The sequence below is a fragment of the Streptomyces sp. CRCS-T-1 genome, assembly GCF_024442335.1.
Lineage (GTDB): Bacteria > Actinomycetota > Actinomycetes > Streptomycetales > Streptomycetaceae > Streptomyces > Streptomyces koelreuteriae.
The window spans coordinates 8,491,941-8,514,295 of sequence record NZ_CP101651.1 but is presented as its reverse complement, the minus strand read 5'-3'; the positions used below and the strand labels follow the sequence as shown (position 1 = coordinate 8,514,295).

The 22,355-nt window shown below is 72.8% G+C and carries 21 protein-coding genes; 13 read left to right on the top strand and 8 right to left on the bottom strand.

The annotated features are described in order from the left end of the window. Positions 1-17 precede the first annotated feature (17 nt). The 3 genes from NNW99_RS38545 to NNW99_RS38535 all read right to left on the bottom strand — a co-directional run bounded on the left by NNW99_RS38545 (position 18) and on the right by NNW99_RS38535 (position 2,748). Positions 18-308: a zinc-ribbon domain-containing protein gene (locus NNW99_RS38545; RefSeq protein ID WP_215124047.1), complete on the bottom strand. Its 291-nt coding sequence runs from the start codon at positions 306-308 to the stop codon at positions 18-20. Between the two features lie 122 nt (positions 309-430). Then, the gene (gene pgm / locus NNW99_RS38540) at positions 431-2,071 is read right to left on the bottom strand and encodes a phosphoglucomutase (alpha-D-glucose-1,6-bisphosphate-dependent) (RefSeq protein WP_215124046.1); all 1,641 of its coding nucleotides are present in this window, start codon (positions 2,069-2,071) and stop codon (positions 431-433) included. 248 nt (positions 2,072-2,319) lie between these two features. Further along, positions 2,320-2,748 (bottom strand): hypothetical protein, encoded by a 429-nt coding sequence (locus tag NNW99_RS38535; protein WP_215124045.1) that lies wholly within the window; start codon positions 2,746-2,748, stop codon positions 2,320-2,322. Positions 2,749-2,888: 140 nt separating this feature from the next. On the opposite strand from NNW99_RS38535, the gene NNW99_RS38530 reads away from it, so the two are divergent. After that, entirely contained in the window at positions 2,889-3,035 is a 147-nt protein-coding gene (locus NNW99_RS38530; RefSeq protein ID WP_193482844.1) for a hypothetical protein, read from the top strand. 163 nt (positions 3,036-3,198) lie between these two features. On the opposite strand, the gene NNW99_RS38525 is transcribed toward NNW99_RS38530, so the two are convergent. After that, the gene (locus tag NNW99_RS38525; protein WP_215124044.1) at positions 3,199-4,146 is read right to left on the bottom strand and encodes a DUF1731 domain-containing protein; all 948 of its coding nucleotides are present in this window, start codon (positions 4,144-4,146) and stop codon (positions 3,199-3,201) included. 116 nt (positions 4,147-4,262) lie between these two features. On the opposite strand from NNW99_RS38525, the gene NNW99_RS38520 reads away from it, so the two are divergent. Then, positions 4,263-4,589, top strand: a complete 327-nt coding sequence (locus tag NNW99_RS38520) for an antibiotic biosynthesis monooxygenase (protein WP_215124043.1) — start codon at positions 4,263-4,265, stop codon at positions 4,587-4,589. A gap of 68 nt (positions 4,590-4,657) precedes the next feature. Here NNW99_RS38520 and NNW99_RS38515 read toward each other — a convergent pair whose 3' ends face one another. After that, positions 4,658-6,010, bottom strand: a complete 1,353-nt coding sequence (locus NNW99_RS38515) for a diacylglycerol kinase family protein (protein ID WP_215124042.1) — start codon at positions 6,008-6,010, stop codon at positions 4,658-4,660. A gap of 326 nt (positions 6,011-6,336) precedes the next feature. On the opposite strand from NNW99_RS38515, the gene NNW99_RS38510 reads away from it, so the two are divergent. From NNW99_RS38510 to NNW99_RS38490, 5 genes are all read left to right on the top strand, one after another. Then, a complete protein-coding gene (locus NNW99_RS38510) occupies positions 6,337-6,843 on the top strand; it encodes an SRPBCC family protein (RefSeq protein ID WP_215124041.1) in 507 nt (168 codons plus the stop codon). Beyond that, positions 6,843-7,901, top strand: a complete 1,059-nt coding sequence (locus NNW99_RS38505; protein ID WP_215124040.1) for an LLM class flavin-dependent oxidoreductase — start codon at positions 6,843-6,845, stop codon at positions 7,899-7,901. The genes NNW99_RS38510 and NNW99_RS38505 overlap by 1 nt, the downstream gene beginning before the upstream one ends. 92 nt (positions 7,902-7,993) lie before the next feature. Beyond that, positions 7,994-8,683 (top strand): hypothetical protein, encoded by a 690-nt coding sequence (locus NNW99_RS38500; RefSeq protein WP_215124039.1) that lies wholly within the window; start codon positions 7,994-7,996, stop codon positions 8,681-8,683. A 145-nt stretch (positions 8,684-8,828) separates the two neighbouring features. Beyond that, positions 8,829-9,215, top strand: a complete 387-nt coding sequence (locus NNW99_RS38495; RefSeq protein ID WP_251058051.1) for a hypothetical protein — start codon at positions 8,829-8,831, stop codon at positions 9,213-9,215. 98 nt (positions 9,216-9,313) lie between these two features. Next, positions 9,314-10,417 (top strand): GNAT family N-acetyltransferase, encoded by a 1,104-nt coding sequence (locus NNW99_RS38490; protein WP_215124612.1) that lies wholly within the window; start codon positions 9,314-9,316, stop codon positions 10,415-10,417. A 44-nt stretch (positions 10,418-10,461) separates the two neighbouring features. Here NNW99_RS38490 and NNW99_RS38485 read toward each other — a convergent pair whose 3' ends face one another. Next, positions 10,462-11,049, bottom strand: a complete 588-nt coding sequence (locus tag NNW99_RS38485) for a hypothetical protein (protein WP_215124038.1) — start codon at positions 11,047-11,049, stop codon at positions 10,462-10,464. A gap of 150 nt (positions 11,050-11,199) precedes the next feature. On the opposite strand from NNW99_RS38485, the gene NNW99_RS38480 reads away from it, so the two are divergent. Both NNW99_RS38480 and NNW99_RS38475 read left to right on the top strand, forming a co-directional pair. Next, entirely contained in the window at positions 11,200-13,749 is a 2,550-nt protein-coding gene (locus tag NNW99_RS38480; protein ID WP_215124037.1) for a SpoIIE family protein phosphatase, read from the top strand. 259 nt (positions 13,750-14,008) lie between these two features. Further along, positions 14,009-14,671 (top strand): ANTAR domain-containing protein, encoded by a 663-nt coding sequence (locus tag NNW99_RS38475; protein ID WP_370869219.1) that lies wholly within the window; start codon positions 14,009-14,011, stop codon positions 14,669-14,671. Between the two features lie 23 nt (positions 14,672-14,694). On the opposite strand, the gene NNW99_RS38470 is transcribed toward NNW99_RS38475, so the two are convergent. Continuing rightward, positions 14,695-16,827: a SpoIIE family protein phosphatase gene (locus tag NNW99_RS38470; RefSeq protein WP_215124036.1), complete on the bottom strand. Its 2,133-nt coding sequence runs from the start codon at positions 16,825-16,827 to the stop codon at positions 14,695-14,697. Between the two features lie 158 nt (positions 16,828-16,985). On the opposite strand from NNW99_RS38470, the gene NNW99_RS39020 reads away from it, so the two are divergent. Continuing rightward, positions 16,986-17,714, top strand: coding sequence for an ankyrin repeat domain-containing protein (locus NNW99_RS39020; protein WP_215124035.1), 729 nt, complete (start codon positions 16,986-16,988; stop codon positions 17,712-17,714). Positions 17,715-17,721: 7 nt separating this feature from the next. Here NNW99_RS39020 and NNW99_RS38455 read toward each other — a convergent pair whose 3' ends face one another. Beyond that, on the bottom strand, positions 17,722-17,904 hold the full coding sequence (locus NNW99_RS38455; RefSeq protein ID WP_215124034.1) for a hypothetical protein: 183 nt from the start codon (positions 17,902-17,904) through the stop codon (positions 17,722-17,724). Positions 17,905-18,138: 234 nt separating this feature from the next. Between NNW99_RS38455 and NNW99_RS38450 the strand changes: the two genes are divergently transcribed. The 3 genes from NNW99_RS38450 (at position 18,139) to NNW99_RS38440 (ending at position 22,350) form a co-directional block, all read left to right on the top strand. After that, positions 18,139-18,951, top strand: coding sequence for a chitosanase (locus NNW99_RS38450; RefSeq protein ID WP_215124033.1), 813 nt, complete (start codon positions 18,139-18,141; stop codon positions 18,949-18,951). Positions 18,952-19,043: 92 nt separating this feature from the next. Next, entirely contained in the window at positions 19,044-20,030 is a 987-nt protein-coding gene (locus tag NNW99_RS38445; protein WP_215124032.1) for a DMT family transporter, read from the top strand. A gap of 58 nt (positions 20,031-20,088) precedes the next feature. After that, positions 20,089-22,350: an MMPL family transporter gene (locus NNW99_RS38440; RefSeq protein ID WP_215124031.1), complete on the top strand. Its 2,262-nt coding sequence runs from the start codon at positions 20,089-20,091 to the stop codon at positions 22,348-22,350. The last annotated feature ends 5 nt before the right edge of the window (positions 22,351-22,355 follow it).

Sequence of the window (22,355 nt, the reverse complement as noted above, 5' to 3'; positions counted from 1 at the left end):
ATCTGTGCCGTCGGTGCCTAGAACCGGTGTTGCTGCTGCTCCTGGTTCCCGTACGCCTGGCCGCCCTGGCCGCCCGCGCTCTGCGTCTGCAGTTGGTCCGCCTGCTCCTTGGTCACCTTCTGTTCCGCGCCGCAGAAGGTGCACTGCGTCAGGTACTTCGTCGAGATCGGGAACAGCGGCACGAAGAACAGCGTGAACTTCGTGACGCGCTTCCTGAGCGTGTGCGCGGCAGGGTTGCCGCACTGGGCGCACACCAGCGTCAGTATCGCGAGCTGGTAGAGGTACCCCTTGGTGCCGAAGATGATCACGTGTCGGTCCTTCCCGGATCGGAACTGCTCCCAGTGTCCTGTATCGCGGCCCACCAGGACGAACCGGTGGCCCACGCGGCCCGGGCCAGGTCGTCGTGGCCCGGGCCGTGTGGCGGGGGTGCTCAGCCCGACAGCGCCGTGAGCACCACGCTCTTGGCCTCCTCCTGGACCCGGCCGAGATGGTCGGGGCCGAGGAAGGACTCGGCGTAGATCTTGTAGACGTCCTCGGTGCCCGAGGGGCGGGCCGCGAACCAGGCGTTGTCCGTGGTCACCTTGATGCCGCCGATGGGGGCGCCGTTGCCCGGGGCCTCGGTGAGGACGGCGGTGACCGCGTCGCCGGCCAGGGTGTCCGCGCTGACCTGGGCCGGGGAGAGTTTCGCGAGCAGTGCCTTCTCCTCGCGGGTCGCCGGGGCGTCGATCCGGGCGTAGGCGGGCTCGCCGAAGCGGGCGGCCAGCGTGGCGTAGTGCTCCGACGGGGTCCTGCCGGTGACGGCCGTGATCTCGGAGGCGAGCAGCGCCAGGATGATGCCGTCCTTGTCGGTGGTCCACACGGAGCCGTCCCGGCGCAGGAAGGAGGCCCCGGCCGACTCCTCCCCGCCGAAGCCGATGGTGCCGCCGGCCAGCCCGTCCACGAACCACTTGAACCCGACGGGCACCTCGACCAGTTCGCGGCCGAGGTCGGCGGCGACGCGGTCGATCATGGCGGAGGAAACCAGGGTCTTGCCGATGCCGGTGGTGGCCGGCCAGCGGTCGCGGTGGGCGTACAGGTAGGAGATGGCGACGGCCAGGTAGTGGTTGGGGTTCATCAGGCCCGCGTCCGGGGTGACGATGCCGTGCCGGTCGGCGTCGGCGTCGTTGCCGGTGGAGATCTGGAAGCGGTCGCGCTGCTCGATGAGCGAGGCCATCGCGTACGGCGACGAGCAGTCCATGCGGATCTTGCCGTCCCAGTCCAGCGTCATGAACCGCCAGGTGGGGTCGGTGTGCGGGTTGACCACGGTGAGGTCGATGCCGTGCTGTTCGGCGATGCGGCCCCAGTAGGCGACGGACGCCCCGCCCAACGGGTCCGCCCCGATCCGCACCCCGGCCGCCCGGATCGCGTCCAGGTCGAGCACGCCGGGCAGGTCGGCGACGTAGGTGCCGAGGAAGTCGTAGCGGCCGGTGGTGGGGGCGGCGAGGGCCCGGGCGTACGGGATGCGCCGTACGTCCTTCAGGCCGCCCCGGATGATGTCGTTGGCCCGGTCCTGGATCCAGGAGGTGGCGTCGGAGGCGGCGGGGCCGCCGCTGGGCGGGTTGTACTTGAACCCTCCGTCGGCGGGCGGGTTGTGGGAGGGCGTGACCACGACGCCGTCCGCGAGACCCGTGGTGCGGCCGCGGTTGTGCGCGAGGATGGCGTGCGAGACGGCCGGGGTCGGTGTGTAGCCGTCCGCGTCGTCGATCAGCACCGTCACGTCGTTGGCGGCGAACACCTCCAGGGCGGTGACGCGCGCGGGTTCCGACAGGGCGTGGGTGTCGGCGCCCAGGAAGAGCGGCCCGTCGATGCCCTGCCCGGCGCGGTACTCGCAGATGGCCTGGCTGGTCGCGGCGATGTGGTCGTCGTTGAACGCGCTCGCCAGGGACGATCCGCGGTGTCCCGAGGTGCCGAACGTGACACGCTGCCCCGGGTCGTCCAGGTCGGGGCGGAGCGCGTAGTACGCGGTCACCAGCCGGGCCACATCGACGAGATCCTCGAAACCGGCCGGATCGCCCGCTCGCTCGTGCTGCATGGGCCCGCTCCTCCGCATGGGTTGATCCTTCGCTTGCGGTCTCATCCTTCCTCGTCAGGGCGGTGCCGCGCGAGGGGGACACCACATCGAGGGCCGGATGTGGGCCAAGCCACGAGAAGAGGACACCGCGGAGTTCGTGAGCTGCTACGGACCACAAGGAGGCGGCGCTGCGGACCACCGGGAAGTCCGGTGATGCGCGGCGCCGCCTGTCCTCCTCGTGGCCGTCCCGTCGAACGCCCTCGCCGTGGTCAGATCCGTCCGCCGGTGAACCGGGTGACGGGGCCGTGGCCGCCGCGTTCCGCGCGGCGTCCCACCGCGTACGACGCGGCGCTCAGGGCGGTCAGACCGGCTCCGACGCCCGCGGCGACGAGCTTGCGGTGGGCGATGACCGTCCAGGCCGTCTTGGCCGTGGCCGCGACGTGGCCGGAGGCCGTGACGACCGCCTGGCGGCCGACCTCGACGCCCTTGGCGGCGGTCTGCATGGCCGCCGTCGTCGCCTCGGCGGAGCGCTCGGCGCCGGCCTTGAGGGCGGACCCCGCCTCATCGGCCTTGGCCGCCGTACGCTTGGCCGCCTGGGACGCCGGCGCGGTCGCCTTGTCCGCCGCGCCCCGCGCCTTGGACTCCGTGGCCCGGATGGTGGTCGGCTTCTGATTCGTGCGCTTGTTCTGTTCAGTCATGGACACCGACTTGCCTCTTGCTCCGTCGGCAAACACGTTCGGTCGCGCACCGTCTGGGCCGGCGAGGGCTGAGCACCACGTCACGGGGGTAGGCGGGCTACAGACAACAAGCACGTCAGAACACGAGTGGAAGGTGCCTCATGGCCAACATCCTGGATCGCATCAAGCAGTTCGCCCGGAGTCCGCAGGGGCGGCGGGCCGTCGAGCAGGCACGGCGGGCCGCGGCCGACCCCCGCAAGCGGGCGCAGGCCCAGCGCCTGCTGGGTAAGCTCCGCGGCCGCCGCTGACCGGCCCCGGCGCCCGGACGGGCCGCGTCACGGAACCTCCCGATGACCAACTGCTCGTACCGGCAAGTGTGTTCATATCCGATTCGGGCACTTGGGTCGCACCACACCTGAGACATGACAGGCAAGGCCCTGGGGCAGGGCGAGGGGCCGAGCTGACACCAGCTCAGCTCAGGTCGCGGCCGCGGACCCGGCGTACGAGGTCGTCCGCGGCCTCCGGCCAGCCGGGGCGCTCGAAGGTGAAGCCCGCTTCGAGCAGGCGGCCGGGGACGACACGGCGGCTCTTCAGCAGCAGTTCGGTGTCCGAGCGCAGCCCGAACGCGCCGAGCTCGGCCATCCAGCGGGTCGCGGGCAGGCCCACCGGCATGCCCCAGGCGCCGCGCAGGGCGCGCATGAAGGCGCGCTGCGGCAGGGGCGTGGGAGCGGCGAGATTGACCGGGCCCGTGATGTCGTCGCGGGCGACGAGGAACTCCACCGCCCGGACGAAGTCCTGGTCGTGGATCCAGGACACGTACTGCGCGCCGCCGGCGACCGGGCCGCCGAGGCCGAGCCGGGCCAGCCGCAGCAGGACGTCGAAGACACCGCCCCGGTCCGGGCTCATCACCATGGCGGCGCGCATGGCCACCTTCCGGGTGTCCGGCGTGTCGGCCCTCTCCTGCTCCCGCTCCCAGGCCTTGGCGATGTCGACGCTGTAGGCCCAGTAGCCGGGGATGCCGGGTTCGGCTCCGCCGATGACGCCGGTCGCCTCGTCGTTGGGCGCGTCGAAGCGGTGGGCGTAGATCGTCGCGGTGCTCATCTGGAGCCAGACCCGGGGCGGCCGGGCGGCCTTGGCGATGGCCTCACCCACGACCCGGGCGGAGTCGACCCGCGAGTCCATCATCTCGCGGAGGTTGGCCGGGGTGTAGCGGCAGCTCACGCTCCGGCCGGCCAGGTTGACGACGACGTCGCTGCCGTCGATCTCCTCGCACCAGGGCCCCAGGGTCGCACCGTCCCAGTGCACTTCGCCCGGTGCGGGGTGCCTGCTCAACACCACGACGTCATGTCCGGCGGCGCCCAGCGCGCGCTTCAGGACCGTGCCGACCTGTCCGGTCCCGCCGGGTATCACGATCTTCATGAAGGCCTCCCCCTCGACGTGTGGGATCGACCCTAGCCCATATTTGAACGCGTTCAAAACCTCCCGGAGGTGCAGGTCCCGGTCGGCTCGGAGGTGCCATCGGGCAAGATGGGGCCATGAGCGTAGTCAAGATCAATGTGCTGACCGTGCCCGCCGAGCAGCGGGAGACGCTGGAGAAGCGGTTCGCCTCCCGCGCGCACACCGTGGAGAGCTCCGACGGGTTCGAGTGGTTCGAGCTCCTCCGCCCGGTGGAGGGCACCGACACCTACCTCGTCTACACGCGGTGGCGTGACGAGGCGTCGTTCCAGGCCTGGATGGAGGGGCCGATGAAGGCCGCGCACCAGGGCGGCGGCGAGGGCGGCGAGCGGCCCAAGCCGGCCGCGAGCGACTCGAACCTGTGGTCCTTCGAGGTCGTGCAGCAGGCGGGCCCGAAGGGCGCGTAGCCCGCTGGAGCGCGTACGCGAGGTCCCCCATGCCGGAAGCGGCATGGGGGACCTCGCGCCTATCGGGCTCAGGACCGCCGGGAACGCGTGGGCGCGGCCGTACGGCCGACCGCGGCCGCCAGCTTGCGGAGCCGGCGCCAGTCCAGGCGCGGGGGCGCCTCGGGGACCCCGGGGCGGTTGCGGGGCACCCGGACGCGCAGGGCCCGGCGTGCGATGCGGCAGTGGACGGGGGCCGGAAGGGTGAGCGCCTCGCCGTCGAGGCCGACTTCGAGATGCGGTTCGTCGGAGTGGACGACGACGTGCTGGGCGGTGAGCACGGTGAGGCCTTCCGGCCGCGGGGACAGCAGGAGCTCGGCCGCTTCCACGGCGCTGTCCACGCGGACGGCGAGCACGCCCAGCTTCCCGGAGTTGAGCCGCTCGCGCCGGCCGAAGCCGAACGGGTCGTCCATCCGGTAGGCGTTGTTGCTCACCAGGACGGCCTGCGGGTCGGCGATGGTGGTGCCGTCGGCGGTCGCCGTCAGCCGCGGGCCGCTCTGCCGCGTGAGCAGCTCGGGCAGCCGCTCCAGCGCGGCGCCCACCTTGTCGTCGCGGTAGCCGGGGCTCTGGACGACGGCCCCGTAGACGCCGAACGAGGCGTTGTTGACGAAGGGGCGGTCGTCGGCGAAGCCGAGGTCGACGCGGAGTTCGACCCCGTCCGTGAGGGCGTCGAGGCAGGTGGACGGGTCGTCCCGGTCCAGGCCCAGGTCCATGGCGAAGTGGTTGCGGGTGCCGGCCGAGATGACGAGGAACGGCAGGCCGTGTTCCGCCGCGACGGCGGCGACCATCGCCTGTGTGCCGTCGCCGCCCGCGACGCCCAGGAGGTCGGCCCCGTCGGCCACGGCGGCCTTGGCCAGTTCGGTGACGTCCTGGTGGTGCTCCGGGTCGAGCAGGACGACCCGGGCGCCCAGCTCCTCGGCCTTCTCCTTGAGGGAGAACTTCTCGACCTTGCCGCCGCCGGAGCGCGGGTTGAGCAGGAGGAAGGGGCGTCGCGGCGGCGGTGTGCGGTACTCCTTGGCCCGTACCGGCCGCAGCCCCGTGCTGCGCAGGGCGTAGCGGCCGCTCCAGACCGCGACACACCACAGCAGCAGCGAGGCGAAGACCACCCAGATCAGATTGGCGGCCGCGAAGAGGACGATGACGCCGACGGGGGCGACGAGGGCCAGGACGGCCGCCGCCATGCGTGCCGGTCCGCGGCGGGACAGGACCCACCAGAGCGCCGCCGCGGTCAGGGCGAGTCCCGCGATACCGGCCAGAAGCAGCAGCAGTCCCTTCAGACCGCCGGAGACGAGGGGCAGCAGCGCCGCCAGCGCGACCGCGGCCAGGGCTCCCCTGGCCGCCCATCTCTGCCGGCGGTGATCCCGCTCGCCCATCGCCGATCCCATCTCGTTCCTCCGCTCGAAGGCACGGCCCGGGCGCACCCTCGCGACCGCGCCCGGCCGTGCATCTCGGTGCCCGCCGACGGATCGGCTCGGCCACTGCCGTCCCCTGATGACTCCCCACCGGCGGGCACGTCAGACGTGAAGATCCCCGGGGCGGAGCCATCGGTAGCGTACGCGGCCCGGCGCGCATGCTTCCGCGCACCGGGGCACGTCGGCACCGACCTTCACCGCCCGTTGGGGAGACGGACACCCGCGCCCTCTTGACCTAGTGAGTCTTATTACGCAACTCTGCTGCCCACAACCCCTGTCGACGAGGAGGCCGGCACGCGATGGAGTGGACGGGCGCGCGGTACGCGGACCAACCGACGGTCGAGGTGACGACCTGGATCGCGGCGCCGCCGGGGAGAGTGTGGGCGCTGGTGTCGGATGTGACGCGGATGCCGGACCTGAGTGAGGAGTTGCAGTGGGCGGGGTGGGCCGACGGAGCCGCCGGTCCGGCCGTCGGGGCGCGGTTCACCGGCCGGAGCAGGCACGAGTCGTTCGGTGAGTGGGAGACGACCTCCACGGTTGTCGCCTGCGACCCGGAGCGGGTGTTCGCCTGGGCGGTCGGGGATCCGGCCGAGCCCAGCGCCGTCTGGCGGTTCGGGCTCGAGCCCCGGGACGGCGGCACCGAACTGTCGCAGTGGATGCGGATGGGGCCGGGGCGCTCCGGCCTCTCCGTCGCGATCGACGCCATGCCGGAGAAGGAGCAGAAGATCGTGTTCGTGAGACTGCGGGAGTTCGAGCGGGGCATGACCGCCACGCTGGAGCACATCAGGCAGCGGGCGGAGGCGTGATGCGCACGGCGACGACCGTCGAGGCGGCGGCTCTCGGCTCCTGGTCCCGGCAGGCCGACTTCGTCGTCGAGGCGGAGAAACTGGGGCTCGACGTCTGCTGGGTGGCCGAGGCGTGGGGATCGGACGCCCCGTCCGCCCTGGGCTTCTACGCGGCCCGTACGGAGCGGATGCTGCTGGGCTCCGCGGTCATGCAGGTCGGCACGCGCACACCGGTGGCCCTCGCCCAGGCGGCGATCACCCTGTCCAATCTCTCCGGCGGGCGTTTCCTGCTGGGTCTGGGTCCGTCCGGACCGCAGGTGATGGAGGGCCTGCACGGGGTGCCGTTCGCCCGTCCGCTGGCCCGGACGCGCGAGACGGTGGAGATCGTGCGGCAGGTGGTCGCGGGCGGCAAGATCTCCCATTCGGGCTCGGAGTTCAGGATTCCGCTGCCGGGCGGGGAGGCGGTGCCGATGCGTCTGTCGATGCGGGCCGAGCACCCCGTGCCCGTCTACCTGGCCGCGCTGTCGCCCGCGATGCTGCGGCTGACCGGCCAGGTCGCGGACGGCTGGCTCGGCACCAGCTTCGTACCGGAGGGCGCGGCGGAGGCCTACTTCGCTCCGCTGGACGAGGGGCTGGCCGCCGCCGGCCGTGCACGTGCCGGGTTCGACGTCTGCCAGGGCGCCGAGGTCGCGTTCGCGCGGGACGAGGAGGAACTCGGCCCCATGATCGCGGACCGGAGGAAGGAACTCGCCTTCAGCCTGGGCGGCATGGGTTCCGCCTCGACCAACTTCTACAACCGGGCCTACGGCCGTCAGGGCTGGGCCGAGGTCGCGGCCGAGGTACGGGAGCGCTGGCAGGCGGGCGACCGGGACGGCGCGGCCGGTCTCGTCACCGACGAGATGGTGCTGGCCACCACGCTCATCGGCACCGAGGAGATGGTGCGACGGCGGCTGCGGGTCTGGCGGGACGCCGGGGTGGACACGGTCCGTCTCTACCCGGCCGGGGAGACCCTGGACGACCGGCTCGACACCCTGGGCCGAGCGATCGAGTTGGTCCGGGAGACCGGTTCCGGAGCGTGAATCCGGCCTGTCCGCCGGGCGCACCGGCGGACGGGTAGGCTCCCGTGCTGATCATCGGCCGACACGAACATCTGGGGGGCTCCGTGCGGGCCATGGCTACCGTGACGACGACCGCGCTCGCGTGCCTGCTGGCGGGCGCCGCCCTCGCCGGGTGCGGATCCGGCGGCTCCGGCGAGGACAGGTCCGCGGGCGACCTCCTCGACGAGGCCAACGCGACGATGCGGAAGCTGGACTCCGTCACCGTCGACATCACCAACCGCACGACGAGCGGCGCCACCGTCACCAGCCGTCTCGTGACCGACCTGGTCAGCCGGTGCAGGTCGAAGACCGAGATGAGCGGAGGCGCCGCCCTGGAACAGATCCGGCTGGGCGAGACCGACTACGTCCGGCCGAACCGGGCCTACCTGCAGGAGTGGAAGAAGATCCCGGGTGCCACGGGCGAGCAGAAGCTCTGGGTGAAGACGCCGGTGGACCCGGCCGGTTCGGGTGACGGTCTCACCTCGTGCGAACGGCCCTTCGAGTCGTTCGGCACGGCGAAGAAGGGCGGATCCACCCGGGTCGGGGGCACGAAGGCCGTCGAGCTGATCGTGACCGACAAGGCGGACAAGAAGGGGACGTACACCTTCTACGTGGCCGAGGAAGGCGAGCCCTACCTCCTCAAGACCGTCTACAAGAACGGTGCGCAGCACACCACCACCTCGTTCAGCGCCTTCGACGAGCCCCTCGGTATCCGGGCGCCAAAGGCGGGCGAGGTGCTGAGCCTGCCCGGCGGCAGCGGCTGACCCGATCCCGCGAAGGGTGCGGCAGCGCTTTCCGTTGGATTTCGGCAGCAACTGGCCGAGCGGGGCGAATCGGCCCACAAGGGCTTGACGCGGGCGAGATGCGCTCGGCCTACTGGTAGGCGCAGCGGCCGTGTCGGGGGGTCTGATGGTGCGGCGACGATGGGCGGCGGTGGTGGGCCTGGTGGCCTGCCTGCTGGTGCTGCAGCTCGCCGCCCCGGGGCCCGCGCAGGGCGAGCGCACGGCGGGGGCCGCGGTCACGGCAGCCGTGGAGACACGGGCGACCGGTGCGGCTTCGACGCCCGAGGCCGAAGGAGCCGGAGATCCCTGTCCGTGCGAGGCGGAGCCGTCGCTGAGGCACCTGGCTGCACGGACACCGAGGGCCGCCGGCCCGGCCGGGGCGAGCGCGGCGGTGACCGGGACGCCCGTGGTGGACCGGGGCGGTACGGACCTCCGGGCGGCGGGGACGAGCCGGTGTACGGGGACGGTCGTGTCCGCCCCGGACACGGTGGAGCTGCAGACGTTCCGCTGCTGAGCGACGGCAGTACCGACAAAGGGCCTGCGCCGTGCGGCCTGCGTACTGCCTGGTGCCGATTCGCGGCGATGTACAGGCCTTCGTGTGTCCCCATGCCGATGACACAGGAGGCGGAGTTGCCTGGAAAGCGTGTTCTCGTTCTGCGGCCGGACGAACTGGGCCCGAACGACCAGAAGATGTGGCGGGAGATACGGACGGAGTCCGCGGCCCCCGCGAATCCCTTTCTCGACCCGGCGTTCACCATCCTGGTGGGGCGGGTCAGGCCGGGAGCGAGAGTGGCGGTGCTGCTCGACGACGACTCCCCGGTCGGGTTCTTCCCCTACGAGAGGGGACCCTTGGGGCAGGGCCGGGCCATCGGGCTCGGGGTGTCCGACAGTCAGGGGGCCGTACTGCGGCCCGGGATCCGGCTCGACGCCCGCGGGCTGCTGCGGTCCTGCGCGCTGTCGTCCTGGGAGTTCGACAACCTCGAAGCCGGCCAGGGGCTGTTCGTGCCGCACGCGGCGGAGGAACTCGCCTCCCCGGTCGTCGACATCGACGAGGGTTTCGAGCGGTACCGGGAGCGGCTGCGGGCGAAGTCGCCGAGCTTCCTCAGACAGACCCTGGCCAAGGAGCGCAAGCTGGCCCGGCAGGTCGGCGAGGTGCGGTTCGCCTACGACGCCCAGGACCCGGACGCTCTGCGGGCGCTGATGGACTGGAAGTCGGCGCAGTACCGGCGGACCGGCCGGCGCGACCGGTTCGCGCAAGAGTGGATCACCCGGCTGGTGACGCTGCTCGGGGAGAGCGAGGAACCGGAGTGCCGTGGGGTGCTGTCCGTGCTCTACGCCGCGGACCGGCCCGTGGCCGCGCACTTCGGTCTGCGCTCGCGCACGGTGCTGTCCTGGTGGTTCCCGGCGTACGACCGCGCCTACGCCAAGTACTCCCCCGGTCTGGTGCTGCAGCTCAGGATGCTGGAGGCCGCGGCGGCCGACGGTGTCGGGACGGTGGACCTGGGCAGCGGCCCCGCCCGCTACAAGGAGTCGCTCAAGACCCGTGACCTGCGGGTGTACGAGGGGGCGGTGGTACGGCCCGTGCCGGGCGGTGCCGTCCACTGGCTGGGCCGGGAGCCCGCCCGGGCCGCCCGCCGCTTCGTACGCAACCGGCCCCGGCTGGCCGGTGCCGCGGCACGGACCCTGGCGGAGCTGGGGCGTGTGCGGGGACGGTGAGAGACGTCCGCGCCCGGCTCAGGAGAACCGGGCGCGTGGTGCCGTCACCGCGTGGCGGTCCAGCTGTGGGCCACGTCCACGATGAGACGGTCGTCCAGCTGCAGGACCCGGAAGGGCAGCCGGGCGCGCAGACCGAGTCCGACCTGGGTCTCCCCTTCGAAGCTGCCGGCGAAGCGGGTGTCCCGGAAGGTGCTGTAGCCGGTGAGGTCCACGCCCGGCAGCGGGCGCGCCACCCGGCCGGGATACGTGGCGGCGCCGGTCTCCGGGTCGTAGGCGGGCGCGAAGACCCGCACCTCGAGGACGGCTGCGCCGGTCACGGGAATGTGGCGGCCCGATCCGTCCTGGTGGAGCCGGTCGACATAGCGCACGGAGTAGCCGACGTCGCCGCCCGCGCCGGGCAGGTCGACGACCATCCGGTCGAAGCAGGCGTGACGGCCGGTCCTGATGTCCTTGACCGGCGCGAGTGTGGCGCTGGTGTCGGTCTTGGCGAGGCTTCCCCAGCCGGTCGGGCAGGCCGCGGCCCGGGCCGCCTGCGGGGTGGCGGCCGGAGCCGCGCCGGCCGGGACCGCCGCGACGCCCACCGTGGCGCCGACGAGCGCGAGAGTCGCGCATGCTGTTCTGATTCGTACCATTTTCCGCCCCCGAGGCTCGTGTGCTGGTGATATCGGGTGAGACGACCGTGACGACCGAAAGGTTGCGCTTGCCGCGCCGGAGTGCCGACCATGGCACATCCTGAGGGGGAGCGATTGGTGTCCGGTGCGTCCGTACCGGGAGGACGCGAGATGGATGAGGCAGCCGCCGTACCGGACGGGCCCCGGTCACCCGGCGGACCGGGCCGGGACGGGGGCGACGGCCGGATCGAGGACGCCCTCACCGCTCCGCTGACCGCGGCCGTGCGGGACCTCGGCGGGTACGGCGGCCTGGTCTATCTGCGCTCACGCGACCGGCGCTCGCTGGTGCTGGCCCTGGTCACCGGGGTGCCCCGGTCGCTGCTCAGGGCGTGGTGGCGGGTGCCCATGGGCGGGGCGCTGCCCATGGCCGAGGCCTACCGGAGCGACGAGCCGCTGTGGCTGCCGGACGAGCGCGTCACCATGGTGCGCTTCCCGCACTTCACCGCCGGGCTGCCGTACTCCTTCGGCTCCGCCTACCAGCCCGTCCGGGCCGGCGGGGAAGCGGTGGGCGTGCTGGTCGTGCTGCGCTCGGCGGCCCGGTCGCCGATCGACGCGGAGGCGGTGGATCGCGCGCTGCGTCCCGCCGGTCGGGACATGGAGGAGCGCCTCGCCCGCCTCGCCGCCCGCCGGTCGGGACCGGGCTCCGGCGCGTACCGGGTGGAGTACGACGACGAACCCGTCAGCGTGCGGCTGCCCACGGTCGCCGCGCACCCCGTGCGGGTCGGGCTGCTCGACTGGGACCTGGACAGCGGCCGGTGCGCGCCGGACGACGAGGCCCTCGCGCTCCTCGGCATCGCCCGGGCGGACTTCGACGGCACCATCGCGGCCGTCGAGGCCCGGGTCAGCCCGGACGATCTGCACGAACTGCGGGCGAGCCGGCAGGACGCGCTGACGCACGGCCGGATCAGGTCCCGTCACCTGCGGGTCCGGGACGAATCCGTCGGCGGCGAGGAGATCAGCTACCGGCCCGTCGAGCTGTGGGGCCATCTCGTGGGCGGCGGCACCGGCTCCGACCGGATCCTGGTGGGCGCCCTCGTCGACGCGGCCGGCCGGCTCACCGCCGCCGAGGCCGCGGAGCGGCTGCCCGACGGGCTGTTCTCCCTGGACCAGGACGGCCGTCTGACCTATGCCAACCGCCGCTGCGAGGAGTTGCTCGGCGCCGGCCGGGAAGAGCTCCTCGGCCGCTATCCGTGGGAGGTGATCACCTGGCTCCGGGATCCCGCGTACGAGGACCGCTACCGGGCGGCGATGCTGTCGCAGGAGCAGGTGTCCTTCCTCGTGCGGCATCCGGCGGGGAACTGGCTGAGCTTCGTGCTGTACCCGGATGTGCACGGGCTGACCGGCCGGGTCCATCGGACCGGCCCGCCCACCGGAGGCGAGGCGGCGCGCGAGGCCGGGACCTCCGCCGGTCCCGTGCCGGGCACCGGGGCCGTGGCGCCGCCGCCCGGGCCGGTCGCGGCGGCGCGGGCCGGGGCGCTGTACCACGTGGTGCAGATGGCGAGCGTGCTCACCGAGGCGGTCACCGTGCAGGACGTGTGCCGGGCCGTGTCCGAGCAGTTGCTGCCCGCGTTCGGCGCGCGGGAACTCGCCCTGTACACCGTCCGCGAGGGCCGGATGTATCTGCAGTGGGAGTCGGGCTATCCGGAGGGCTTCCTCACCCAGTTCGAGGGGGTCGCCCTCGACAGGCAATTGCCCGGCGTGCACGCGCTGACCACGCGGCTGCCGCTCTTCTTCGAGTCGCCCGAGGACCTCTCGATCGCCTATCCGGGCATCGCCCTGGACCGGATGCACTCCTGGTCGTTCCTGCCGCTGATCGCCTCCGGTCATTCCGTCGGCTCCTGCATCCTCGGCTGGGACGCCCCGCACCGGTTCACCGCCGACGAGCGCTCCGCCCTCACCGCGCTGAGCGGGCTGGCCGCCCAGGCGATGGAGCGGGCGCGGCTCTACGACTCCGAGTCCGCCGTCGCCCGCGGCCTGCAGGAGGGGCTGCTGCCGCACCGGCTGCCGGCCGTCGAGGGGCTGCGCACCACCGGCCGCTATCTGCCCGGCACCCAGGGCATGGCCATCGGCGGCGACTGGTACGACGTGATCACGACGGGGCGTGGCGTGGCCCTGGTGATCGGGGACGTGGAGGGCCACAGTGTCGGCGCGGCCGCGGTGATGGGCCAGTTGCGCAGTGCCGTGCACGCCTTCGCCGCGAGCGAGCGGCCGCCGCAGGAGGTCATCACCCACACCAACCGGCTGCTGGCCGAGCTGGAGTCGGACGCCTTCGCCACCTGCTGCTACATCGAACTCGACCCGCGCACCGGGCGCGCGCTCGCCGTGCGGGCCGGCCATCCCCCGCCGCTGCTGCGCCACCCCGACGGGCACGCCGAGACGCTGGACCTGGTGGGCGGGGTCATGCTGGGGGTGCAGCCCGACTCGGTCTATCCCGTCACCGCGCTCACGCTCGCCCCCGGCAGCGTCCTCGCCCTGTACACCGACGGGCTCGTGGAGCAGCCCGGCAGCGACATCGAGACGGGGATCGAGGAGGTCCGCCGCGCCCTGGCCGGCCCCCCGGCGGACTCGGTGGAGCATCTCGCCGACCGCCTGGTGAGAACGGCCCGCCGCGCGCCCGAACGACCGGACGACGTGGCCCTCCTGCTGACGGCGTATCGCTGACGGGCCGGGCTGCTGGGCGAGGCCGTCAGGGCGGTGAGTCATGGGGCTGAGTCCTCAGCCTCTTCAGGCCGGGTCTCCGGAGCCGTCGCCCGCGACCCCGACATCGCGACGCCCGCCCCGGGCGCCGGGGGGACGGTCTCTCGCGGTGTCACCCGTGGGCCCGCCGGTGCGCGGCCGGGCGGTCGGGCCCGGAGTACGGTGGGCGGGACCGGGGAGTGAGGCGGTGGTGGCCGTGGAGTGGCAGCGGTATGCCGAGCAGATGGCGCAGCTCGCCCGGGATCTGGTGGCCCAGGACTCTGTGCGGGCGACGCTGGACGAGATCGCCGCTTCGGCGGTGAAGCTCGTCGAGGGCTGTGACGCGGCGGGGATCCTGACGGTGTCCAAGGGCCGGGCCGTGACGCTGGCCGTGTGCGGCGACATGGTCGAGGAGTCCGACCGGCTGCAGGGCGAGCTGGGCGAGGGGCCGTGCTTCGACGCCGCCCGCCGGGTGGACGGCGAGCGGCTGTTCCGTATCGCCGACATGACCACGCCGCAGCCGTCCTGGCCGCGGTTCTCCCGGGCGGCCCGCGAGCTGGGGATCGGCAGCATGACCGGTGTGCTGCTCTACACCGAGCAGGAGGACTTCGGCGCGCTGAACCTCTACTCGCGCCGCCCGGGGGCCTTCGGCAAGGACATCGAGGCCGCGGGCTGGCTGCTCGCCTCCCATGCCGCCGTGGCACTGGACTCCGCCCGTACCGTCGACCAGCTCGAGCACGCCCTGGAGACCCGGCACGCCGTCGGAGAGGCCATGGGGATCCTCATGGAACGCCACCGGCTGAGCGAGGACGAGGCCTTCGGCGTACTGCGGCGGATCTCGCAGAACCACAACATCAAGCTGCGCGATGTCGCCCGGCGCGTCCGCGTGGATCCGCCGCAGGGCTGACCGGAGCACTGCGGGCGGTGTCCTCAGGCCCGGTGGCCGTCGGGGCCGTACGCGCGCAGCAGGAGCACCGCGATGTCGTCGGTGTGCTGTCCGGTGGGCGTCGTGTGCTGGACGAGCCGGTCGATGAGCCGTTCCAGGTCGCGGCCGTCGCCGGTGTCCAGCTGCCCGGCGAGGTCGGACGTGGTCCGGGTGGCGTCGGTGCCGGGGAGCTCGACCAGGCCGTCGGTGTACAGGGCGAGGGTGGTGCCGGGGAGCAGGGGCGCGGTGGTGACCGGGTAGTGGCCGCCGGTGTCGATGCCCAGCAGCGGTCCGGGCTCGACGTCGAGGACCGACGCGGGGCGGCTGAGGTGACGCAGCAGCGGCGGCACGTGTCCCGCGCTGGCGAAGGCCACCCGGTGGCGGGCCAGGTCGAGATGGGCGTAGAGGCAGGAGACGAGCAGTTCGGAATCGAGGTCGGCCAGGAGCCGGTTGGTGCGCACGAGGACCTCGTCGGGTGCGGCGCCCGCGGTGGCGTGCGCGTGGATGGCGGTGCGCACCTGGCCCATGAGAGCGGCGGCGGCGATGCTGTGGCCCTCCACGTCGCCGATGACGGCGGCCGCGGTCGTCCCGTCCAGGCGCAGAAGGTCGAAGAAGTCGCCGCCGACCTCGATGCCGTGGCCCGCGGGCAGATAGCGGGCGGCGACGTCGAGGCCGGACAGGTTCGGCAGGGCCCGGGGCAGCAGGGCGCGCTGCAGTTCGTGGACGAGACGGTGTTTGGTGTCGTAGAGCCGGGCGCGGTCGAGGGCCTGGGCGATGAGGCCGGACAGGGAGGTCAGGACGGCGCGTTCGTCGGCGGTGAAGGTGTGCGGTTGGTCGTAGGACAGGATGCAGCAGCCCACCGGGCGGCCGGAGATGATCAGCGGCAGGAAGGCCCAGGCCTGTTTGCCGCTGATCTGGGGGGCGCCTGGGTAGTTGGCGGCCAGCTCGGCCGGGCCGGCGAAGAAGGCGGGGGTGCCGCTGGCGAGGACCTGGCCGGCCGGGGTGAGGTCGGTGTCCAGCGACAGGGCGTCGAGGCGTTCCATGACGTCGGCCGCGTAGCCGTGGTAGCCGGTGATCTTCAGACGTCCGGCCTCGGCGACGGAGAGCACGAGGCCCTGGGCGCCGAAGGCGGGCAGGATCTGGTGGGCGCTCAGCGAGACGAGGTCGCGCACGGTGACCGCCTCGGTGAGCGCGGCGGCCAGGTGCACCAGTTGGTAGAGGCGTCCCGTCGGTGCCGCGGCGGGGCTGCGGGCGGCCGCGGGGGGCGGCCGGGTCTCGGCGTCCTCTTCGCTCGGGACGACGCGGACGCTGATGCCGCTGGTGTCCGGGTAGAGCTGGAAGGTGAGCCACTGGCCGGGCGGGCGGAGCGCGGTGAACGTCACGGGAGTGCGGCCGACGACCGCCGTGCGGTAGTGGTCCTCGTAGACGGGGTCGTCCAGCCAGGACAGGGACTGCCAGGGCCGGGTGCCGAGCAGCCGGTCGGCGGGGCGGCCGAGCAGGTGGGCCGCGGTGGCGGTGGCGAAGGTGACGCGGCCCTCCAGGTCGAGGGCCAGGGCGCCTTCGGGGAGGCGTTCGAGGTAGTCGGCGGCGGCCAGGCCGGTCTGCACGGGGTGGTGTGCGGCGTCGACGGGGACGACGCGCGGCTGGTCGGGCAGTTCGGGCGGCCCGGCGGCGTCGTCCAGCAGGCGGGCCATGCGGCGGGCGCTGGAGGTGATGTGACCGCGTACGCGGGGCGTGATGCCACGCGGCCGCGCCGCGGGCCACATCAGCACGATGCCGCCCCAGCGGCGCCGTACACCGGTCAGCGGGACGGCGGCCAGGGCGAACGGGTAGGGCAGGACCGCGGCGGCGCGGGGGTAGCGGCGGGCCATCTCCTCCTGGCTCGCGATGGTGACCAGGGTGTCGTCGTGGATCGCGTCGGCGACCGGGACGGGTGCGGTCAGGGGCAGTCGCTGCCAGGGGGCGCTGAACGCGATCGGCAGTCCGCACAGCGCGACCAGGCGCAGCACGGGCTCGGCCTCCTCGATGAGGTACAGGCCGCCGATCGAGGCTCCGGTTCCGCGCACGGTGTCGGCCAGGGCCGTCCCCAGGGCGTCCAGCGTCCCGGCGCCCCCGGGCGGCTCGTTGCTCGCGGACATGCTGTCCTCCCGCTCTTACCCGGACGCTACGCCTCGCGGGGCCTGCGGGCATGTCGTCGGCATGACGTCGCGGGTGGGTGCTACGGGCACGGAGCGTGGTGCGCGGGGGCGTCGTCGTACAGAATCGAGGGGCCCTGTACGGCGATCGGGAGGCCGGTTTGCAGACGTTGACTTCACAGGATCCGCTGGCCGTCGCGGTCACCGCGGCGATCCGGGACGGGGATCTGCCGGGGCTCGGGCGGTTGCTCGCGGACCATCCCGGTCTGGCCGCGGCGCGTGTCACCGAGCACGGCGAGGACGGCAAGGGCACCCGCAGTCTGCTGCACATCGCGACTGACTGGCCCGGCCATTTCCCCCGCGGTCCCGAGGTCGTCGCCGCCCTGGTCGCGGCCGGGGCCGATCCCGACGCGCGCTTCGGCGGCGCGCACGCGGAGACTCCGCTGCACTGGGCCGCCAGCAGCAACGACGTGGCCGTCCTGGACGCGCTCATCGCCGCCGGTGCCGACATCGAGGCCCCCGGGGCGGTGATCGCCGGGGGCACGCCGCTCGCCGACGCCCGCGCGTTCGGCCAGTGGCGCGCCGCTCACCGGCTGATCGAGCACGGCGCCCGCACCACCCTCCAGGACGCCGCCACGCTCGGTCTGCTCGACCGGGTCAGGGGGTACGTCGAGGCCGGGGATCCCCCGTCGCCCGAGGAGATCACCAGCGCCTTCTGGGGAGCCTGCCACGGCGGGCATCTGCCCACCGCGCGGTATCTCCACGAGCACGGCGCCGACCAGGACTGGTGCGGCTACGACGACATGACACCGCTCGACATCGCCCGCGCCCACGACGCCGACGACGTCGTGCGGTGGCTGCGCGATCTGGGCGCCAAAAGCCGCTCGTAGGGTCGGGTCACAGGCAGTAGCGCACCATCCACTCGTCCTGGTTGTAGGCGGTGCGCGCGGGGTCGGGGACGCCCACGGCTCGTTCCTCGACCATGTCTTCCACGCGCACCGGCTCCGGCAGTGCGCCGAAGCGGGCCCGGCGTGCCGCTGCCTCCGTCTCGCTCCCCTGCTGCGACGTCGCGTCGTCCACCGCGATTCCCCTCTCTCGCCGCCTTCCGAGGCCGATCCGGCCTCCCTGGACAATGAGTTGACGTGCGGGACGCGCTGTTGGTTCCCGGTTGGTTTCCGTGACGGGCCAGCCAACTTGTTCGACCCTACGAACTTCACCTCTTGCGGTTCCCGGCATCCGCGGAAAGTGATAGGAAACCTTCCTGTCAGTTCTGCACGGCCAGCTCTCCCACCCCCCACTCCGCCTGGAGGCCCCGTGAGACACCCGACCCCGCGCCGCACCGCCCTGGCGTTGTTCGGCGCCGCCCTCGCCGCCGCCCCGTTCCTGAAGCCGCCGCACGCCATGGCTTCCGCCCGGGCGATCGGGCTCGACGACCCGGCGAAGAAGGAGATCGCCATGCAGCTCGTGTCGAGTGCGGAGAACTCCTCGCTCGACTGGAAGGCGCAGTACCAGTACATCGAGGACATCCGCGACGGGCGTGGCTACACCGCCGGCATCATCGGGTTCTGCTCCGGCACCGGCGACATGCTCGACCTCGTCGAGCTCTATACCGACCGCGAGCCCGGCAACGTCCTCGCGAAGTATCTGCCGGCGCTGCGTCGGGTCGACGGTTGCGACTCGCACGACGGGCTCGACCCGGGTTTCCCCGGCGACTGGCGCCGGGCGGCCCGTGACGCCGCGTTCCGGAGGGCGCAGGACGACGAGCGCGACCGGGTGTACTTCGGCCCGGCGGTCCGGCAGGGCAAGGCGGACGGGCTGCGGGTGCTGGGCCAGTTCGCGTACTACGACGCCATCGTCATGCACGGCGACGGCGACGACCCGCTGAGCTTCCGCAACATCCGCAGGCGTGCGCTGCGCACGGCTGAGCCTCCGGCGTCGGGCGGTGACGAGGTGACATATCTCGACGCCTTCCTGGACGCGCGGGTGTGGGCGATGAAGCAGGAGGAGGCGCACAGCGACACGAGCCGGGTCGACACCGCGCAGCGGGTCTTCCTGCGCAAACGGAACCTCGACCTCGACCCGCCGCTGGACTGGAAGGTCTACGGCGACAGCTACCACATCGGCTGACCGACGGGCGGCGGCCCGGGGCGGATTGGTCCATGATTCCGGCACGGGAGTGGACCTCGAGCCGGGCCGCCGCGCTGCCTAGCGTCGCCGGTATGAACGTCACCACCACGCGGGGAGCCCTGCTCGCCGCGTTCGCCTGTGTCCTCGTCGGGGCGTCCTTCACGGCCAACAGCGTGCTGGGCGCGTACCCGTACGCGGGCGGCCAGTTCCTGCGCTACGGGCTGGCCTTTCTGCTGCTCCTGCCTCTGGCCGGGAAGGGCTCGACGGCCCGTCTGAGAGCGCTGACGGCACGTCAGTGGCTGCGTCTCGTCCTGCTCGCCGCCATCGGCATGGTCGGCTTCAACCTGGCCGTCCTCGCCGCGGAGCGCACGGCGGAACCCGCGGTGCCCGGTGTGTTCGTGGGCTGCGCGCCGGTGGTCGTCGCCGTGCTGGTGCCGCTCCTGGACGGGCGCCGGCCCAGCCGGGCGGTCCTGTGCGGGGCGTTGCTGGTGGCGGCCGGCGCCTGCGCGGTCCAGGGCTGGGGGCGCACCGACGGCGCGGGCCTCGCCTTCTCCGCGTGTGCCCTGGCGGGAGAGGTGGGTTTCGCCGTGCTCGCCGTACCCGTGCTGCGGCCGCTCGGGCCCCGGCTGCTGTCGGCCACGGTGTGCGCGGTCGCCGCGCTGGAGTCGGCGGCGGTCGGGGTGCCGGCCGACGGGGCCGGGTGGCTGCGGCGTCCGGACGGCGCCGAGGCCGCCGCGCTGCTGTGGCAGGCGGTGGTGGTCACCGTGGTCGGGTTCGTGTGCTGGTACATGGGCATGCGGCGGATCGGCGCGGAACGCGCCACCCTGTTCTCCGGCCTCATCCCGGTCGCCGCGGCCGCGACCGCACCGCTGGTCGGCACGGGCTCCTACGGCCCGGCGCAGGCGGCGGGCAGCGCGCTGGTCGGCCTCGGTGTCGCCCTGGGGTCCGGGGCGCTGGATCCGGCAGCGGCGCGCCGGTACCTCGGCGGGCGGGCCCGGCGCGCCGACCCGGCGACGACCTTTCGGGGGAACGCCCGCCCGGAGTGGCAGGGTGCCCGCGCGCCGGAAATGCCGGAGTGATCCCCCGCGCATCTAATGGACGGCACCCAATGTCTCAGCCGACACAGGAGCCACATAGATGCCGCACTCCCGCACCGGTGAAGGGGACGAGAAAGCCGCGCGGGCCGGTCGGCTGCGGCGGCTGGGCGAGTGGTGCGCACGCCACTTCGGGATCGTCATCGGCGCCTGGCTCGTGGCGCTGGTGGCGCTCCAGGTCGTCAACCATGTGGCCGGGGGTGAGTACTCCGACAACTTCTCCCTGCCCCAGGCCCAGGCGCAGAAGGGCCTGGACGTGCTGAAGGAGCACGATCCGCAGGCCGGCGGCTACAGCAGCCAGATCGTGCTGCACGACGACAGCCAGGACCTGACCGCGCTGAGCTCGCAGATGTCCACCACGGTCGCCGACCTGGAGAAGCTCCCGCATGTCCTGTCGGCCCAGAACCCGCTGTCGGCCCCGGCCACGCCCTCGGGGCAGCCGAATGTCGGGCCGCTCTCGGACGACAAGAAGTCGGCGTACATCACGGTCCGTTTCAATGTGCAGCCCTCGACCCTCGGCGCCGGGTATCTGAACGGTGTCGACACCGCCGTACAGCCGCTGCGTTCGGCGGGGGCGGAGGTCGAGTACGGCGGGCCGCTCGGCGAACTCGCGAGGCCTCCCGCCGACGACCGGGTGAGCGAGCTGATCGGGTTCGGTGTCGCCATCGTCGTGCTGCTGGTCGGCTTCGGCAGTGTGATCGCCGCCGGTATTCCGCTGCTCACCGCGCTGATCAGCGTCGTCGGAGGCCTCGCCATCCTCGGGCTGCTGGCCGCCGCGTTCACCTTCGCGACCGTGTCACCGACCCTCGCCACCATGATCGGCCTCGGTGTCGGTATCGACTACGCGCTGTTCATGATCACCCGGCACCGGCAGAACCTCATCGACGGCATGGACCCGGTGCGGGCCGCCGGGCAGGCCGCGAGCACCAGCGGCCACGCCGTCCTCGTCTCCGGCTGCACGGTGATCATCGCGCTGGCCGGCCTGTCCGCGTCCGGGGTCTCCTTCATCTCCCTGCTCGGTCTCGCCGCCGCCGTCACCGTCGTCTCGGCCGTCGTCGGCGCGCTCACGCTGGTCCCCGCCCTGCTCGGGCTCATCGGCCGGCACATCGACCGCTACCACGTGCGCCGCCCCGTCGCCGAGACCGACGCCGAGGCCGGTGAGACGCCGCAGGGCACCTGGCACCGGTACGCGCAGCGGGTGGAGCGCAGGCCGCTGTCGTTCCTGTCGGGGGGCGTCGCCGTGATCGCGGTGCTCGCGATCCCGTTGTTCTCCATCCAGCTCGGTCACATCGGCGACGGCGCCGACCCGACCTCCTTCACCGACCGGCGGGCGTTCGACCTGATGACCGACGCGTTCGGGGCCGGGTCCAACGGTCCGCTCACCGTCGTCATCGACCAGAGCGACGTACCGGACTCACAGCGCGACGATCTGGCCTCGCGGGCCCGAACGACGCTCGACTCGGTCGAAGGGGCCGCCGCCGTCACCCCCCTGACGCCCACCCAGGACGGAGACGTCCTGGTCGGCACCGTCTACTCGACCGTGTCCCCGCAGAACGCCGCGACCACGGACCTGACCAACCGTCTCGTCGACGACACGCTGCCGGATGTCGTCCAGGGGACGGACGCCAAGGGGTACGTCACCGGCACGACGGCGACCCAGGTCGACTTCCGTGACATCGTCGCCTCCCAGCTGCCCGTGATCATCGCGGTCGTGGTGGGCCTGGCGTTCCTGATCATCCTGGCGGTGTTCCGGGGGCTGCTCGTCGCCGTCAAGGCGGCCGTCCTGAACGTGCTGTCGATCGCCGCGTCCTACGGCGTGGTCGTCGCGGTGTTCCAGTGGGGCTGGGGCGGGCCCGCGCTCGGCGTGCACGGCAAGGTGCCCATCGAGAGCTATGTGCCGATGATGATGTTCGCCATCATCTTCGGACTGAGCATGGACTACGAGATCTTCCTGCTGTCCCGCGTCCACGAGGCATGGCTGCGCACCGGGGACGCCAGGGCGTCGGTGGCGCACGCCCTGGAGATCACGGCCCGGGTCATCACGAGTGCCGCGCTGATCATGGTGAGTGTGTTCGCGGCGTTCATCATCAGCGACAACATCGTGGTCAAGATGCTCGGCCTGGGGCTGGCCGTCAGTGTGCTCATCGACGCCTCCGTGGTACGGCTGCTGATGGTGCCTGCCGTGATGACGCTGCTCGGGCGGCATGCCTGGTGGACGCCGCGCTGGCTGGACCGGGTGATGCCGCACATCGACGCCGAGGGGGAATCGGCCGGGGCGGGGGCGGGCGGCCGTCCGGCGAAGTAGCCCGC

Excerpts from the sequence above, each read along its gene's own strand:
- pgm (WP_215124046.1), bottom strand. The coding sequence starts at position 2,071 with ATGCAGCACGAGCGAGCGGGCGATCCGGCCGGTTTCGAGGATCTCGTC.
- NNW99_RS38535 (WP_215124045.1), bottom strand. The coding sequence starts at position 2,748 with ATGACTGAACAGAACAAGCGCACGAATCAGAAGCCGACCACCATCCGG.
- NNW99_RS38530 (WP_193482844.1), top strand. The coding sequence starts at position 2,889 with ATGGCCAACATCCTGGATCGCATCAAGCAGTTCGCCCGGAGTCCGCAG.
- NNW99_RS38525 (WP_215124044.1), bottom strand. The coding sequence starts at position 4,146 with ATGAAGATCGTGATACCCGGCGGGACCGGACAGGTCGGCACGGTCCTG.
- NNW99_RS38520 (WP_215124043.1), top strand. The coding sequence starts at position 4,263 with ATGAGCGTAGTCAAGATCAATGTGCTGACCGTGCCCGCCGAGCAGCGG.
- NNW99_RS38515 (WP_215124042.1), bottom strand. The coding sequence starts at position 6,010 with ATGGGATCGGCGATGGGCGAGCGGGATCACCGCCGGCAGAGATGGGCG.
- NNW99_RS38510 (WP_215124041.1), top strand. The coding sequence starts at position 6,337 with ATGGAGTGGACGGGCGCGCGGTACGCGGACCAACCGACGGTCGAGGTG.
- NNW99_RS38505 (WP_215124040.1), top strand. The coding sequence starts at position 6,843 with ATGCGCACGGCGACGACCGTCGAGGCGGCGGCTCTCGGCTCCTGGTCC.
- NNW99_RS38500 (WP_215124039.1), top strand. The coding sequence starts at position 7,994 with ATGGCTACCGTGACGACGACCGCGCTCGCGTGCCTGCTGGCGGGCGCC.
- NNW99_RS38495 (WP_251058051.1), top strand. The coding sequence starts at position 8,829 with ATGGTGCGGCGACGATGGGCGGCGGTGGTGGGCCTGGTGGCCTGCCTG.
- NNW99_RS38490 (WP_215124612.1), top strand. The coding sequence starts at position 9,314 with ATGACACAGGAGGCGGAGTTGCCTGGAAAGCGTGTTCTCGTTCTGCGG.
- NNW99_RS38485 (WP_215124038.1), bottom strand. The coding sequence starts at position 11,049 with ATGGTACGAATCAGAACAGCATGCGCGACTCTCGCGCTCGTCGGCGCC.
- NNW99_RS38480 (WP_215124037.1), top strand. The coding sequence starts at position 11,200 with ATGGATGAGGCAGCCGCCGTACCGGACGGGCCCCGGTCACCCGGCGGA.
- NNW99_RS38475 (WP_370869219.1), top strand. The coding sequence starts at position 14,009 with ATGGCGCAGCTCGCCCGGGATCTGGTGGCCCAGGACTCTGTGCGGGCG.
- NNW99_RS38470 (WP_215124036.1), bottom strand. The coding sequence starts at position 16,827 with ATGTCCGCGAGCAACGAGCCGCCCGGGGGCGCCGGGACGCTGGACGCC.
- NNW99_RS38445 (WP_215124032.1), top strand. The coding sequence starts at position 19,044 with ATGAACGTCACCACCACGCGGGGAGCCCTGCTCGCCGCGTTCGCCTGT.
- NNW99_RS38440 (WP_215124031.1), top strand. The coding sequence starts at position 20,089 with ATGCCGCACTCCCGCACCGGTGAAGGGGACGAGAAAGCCGCGCGGGCC.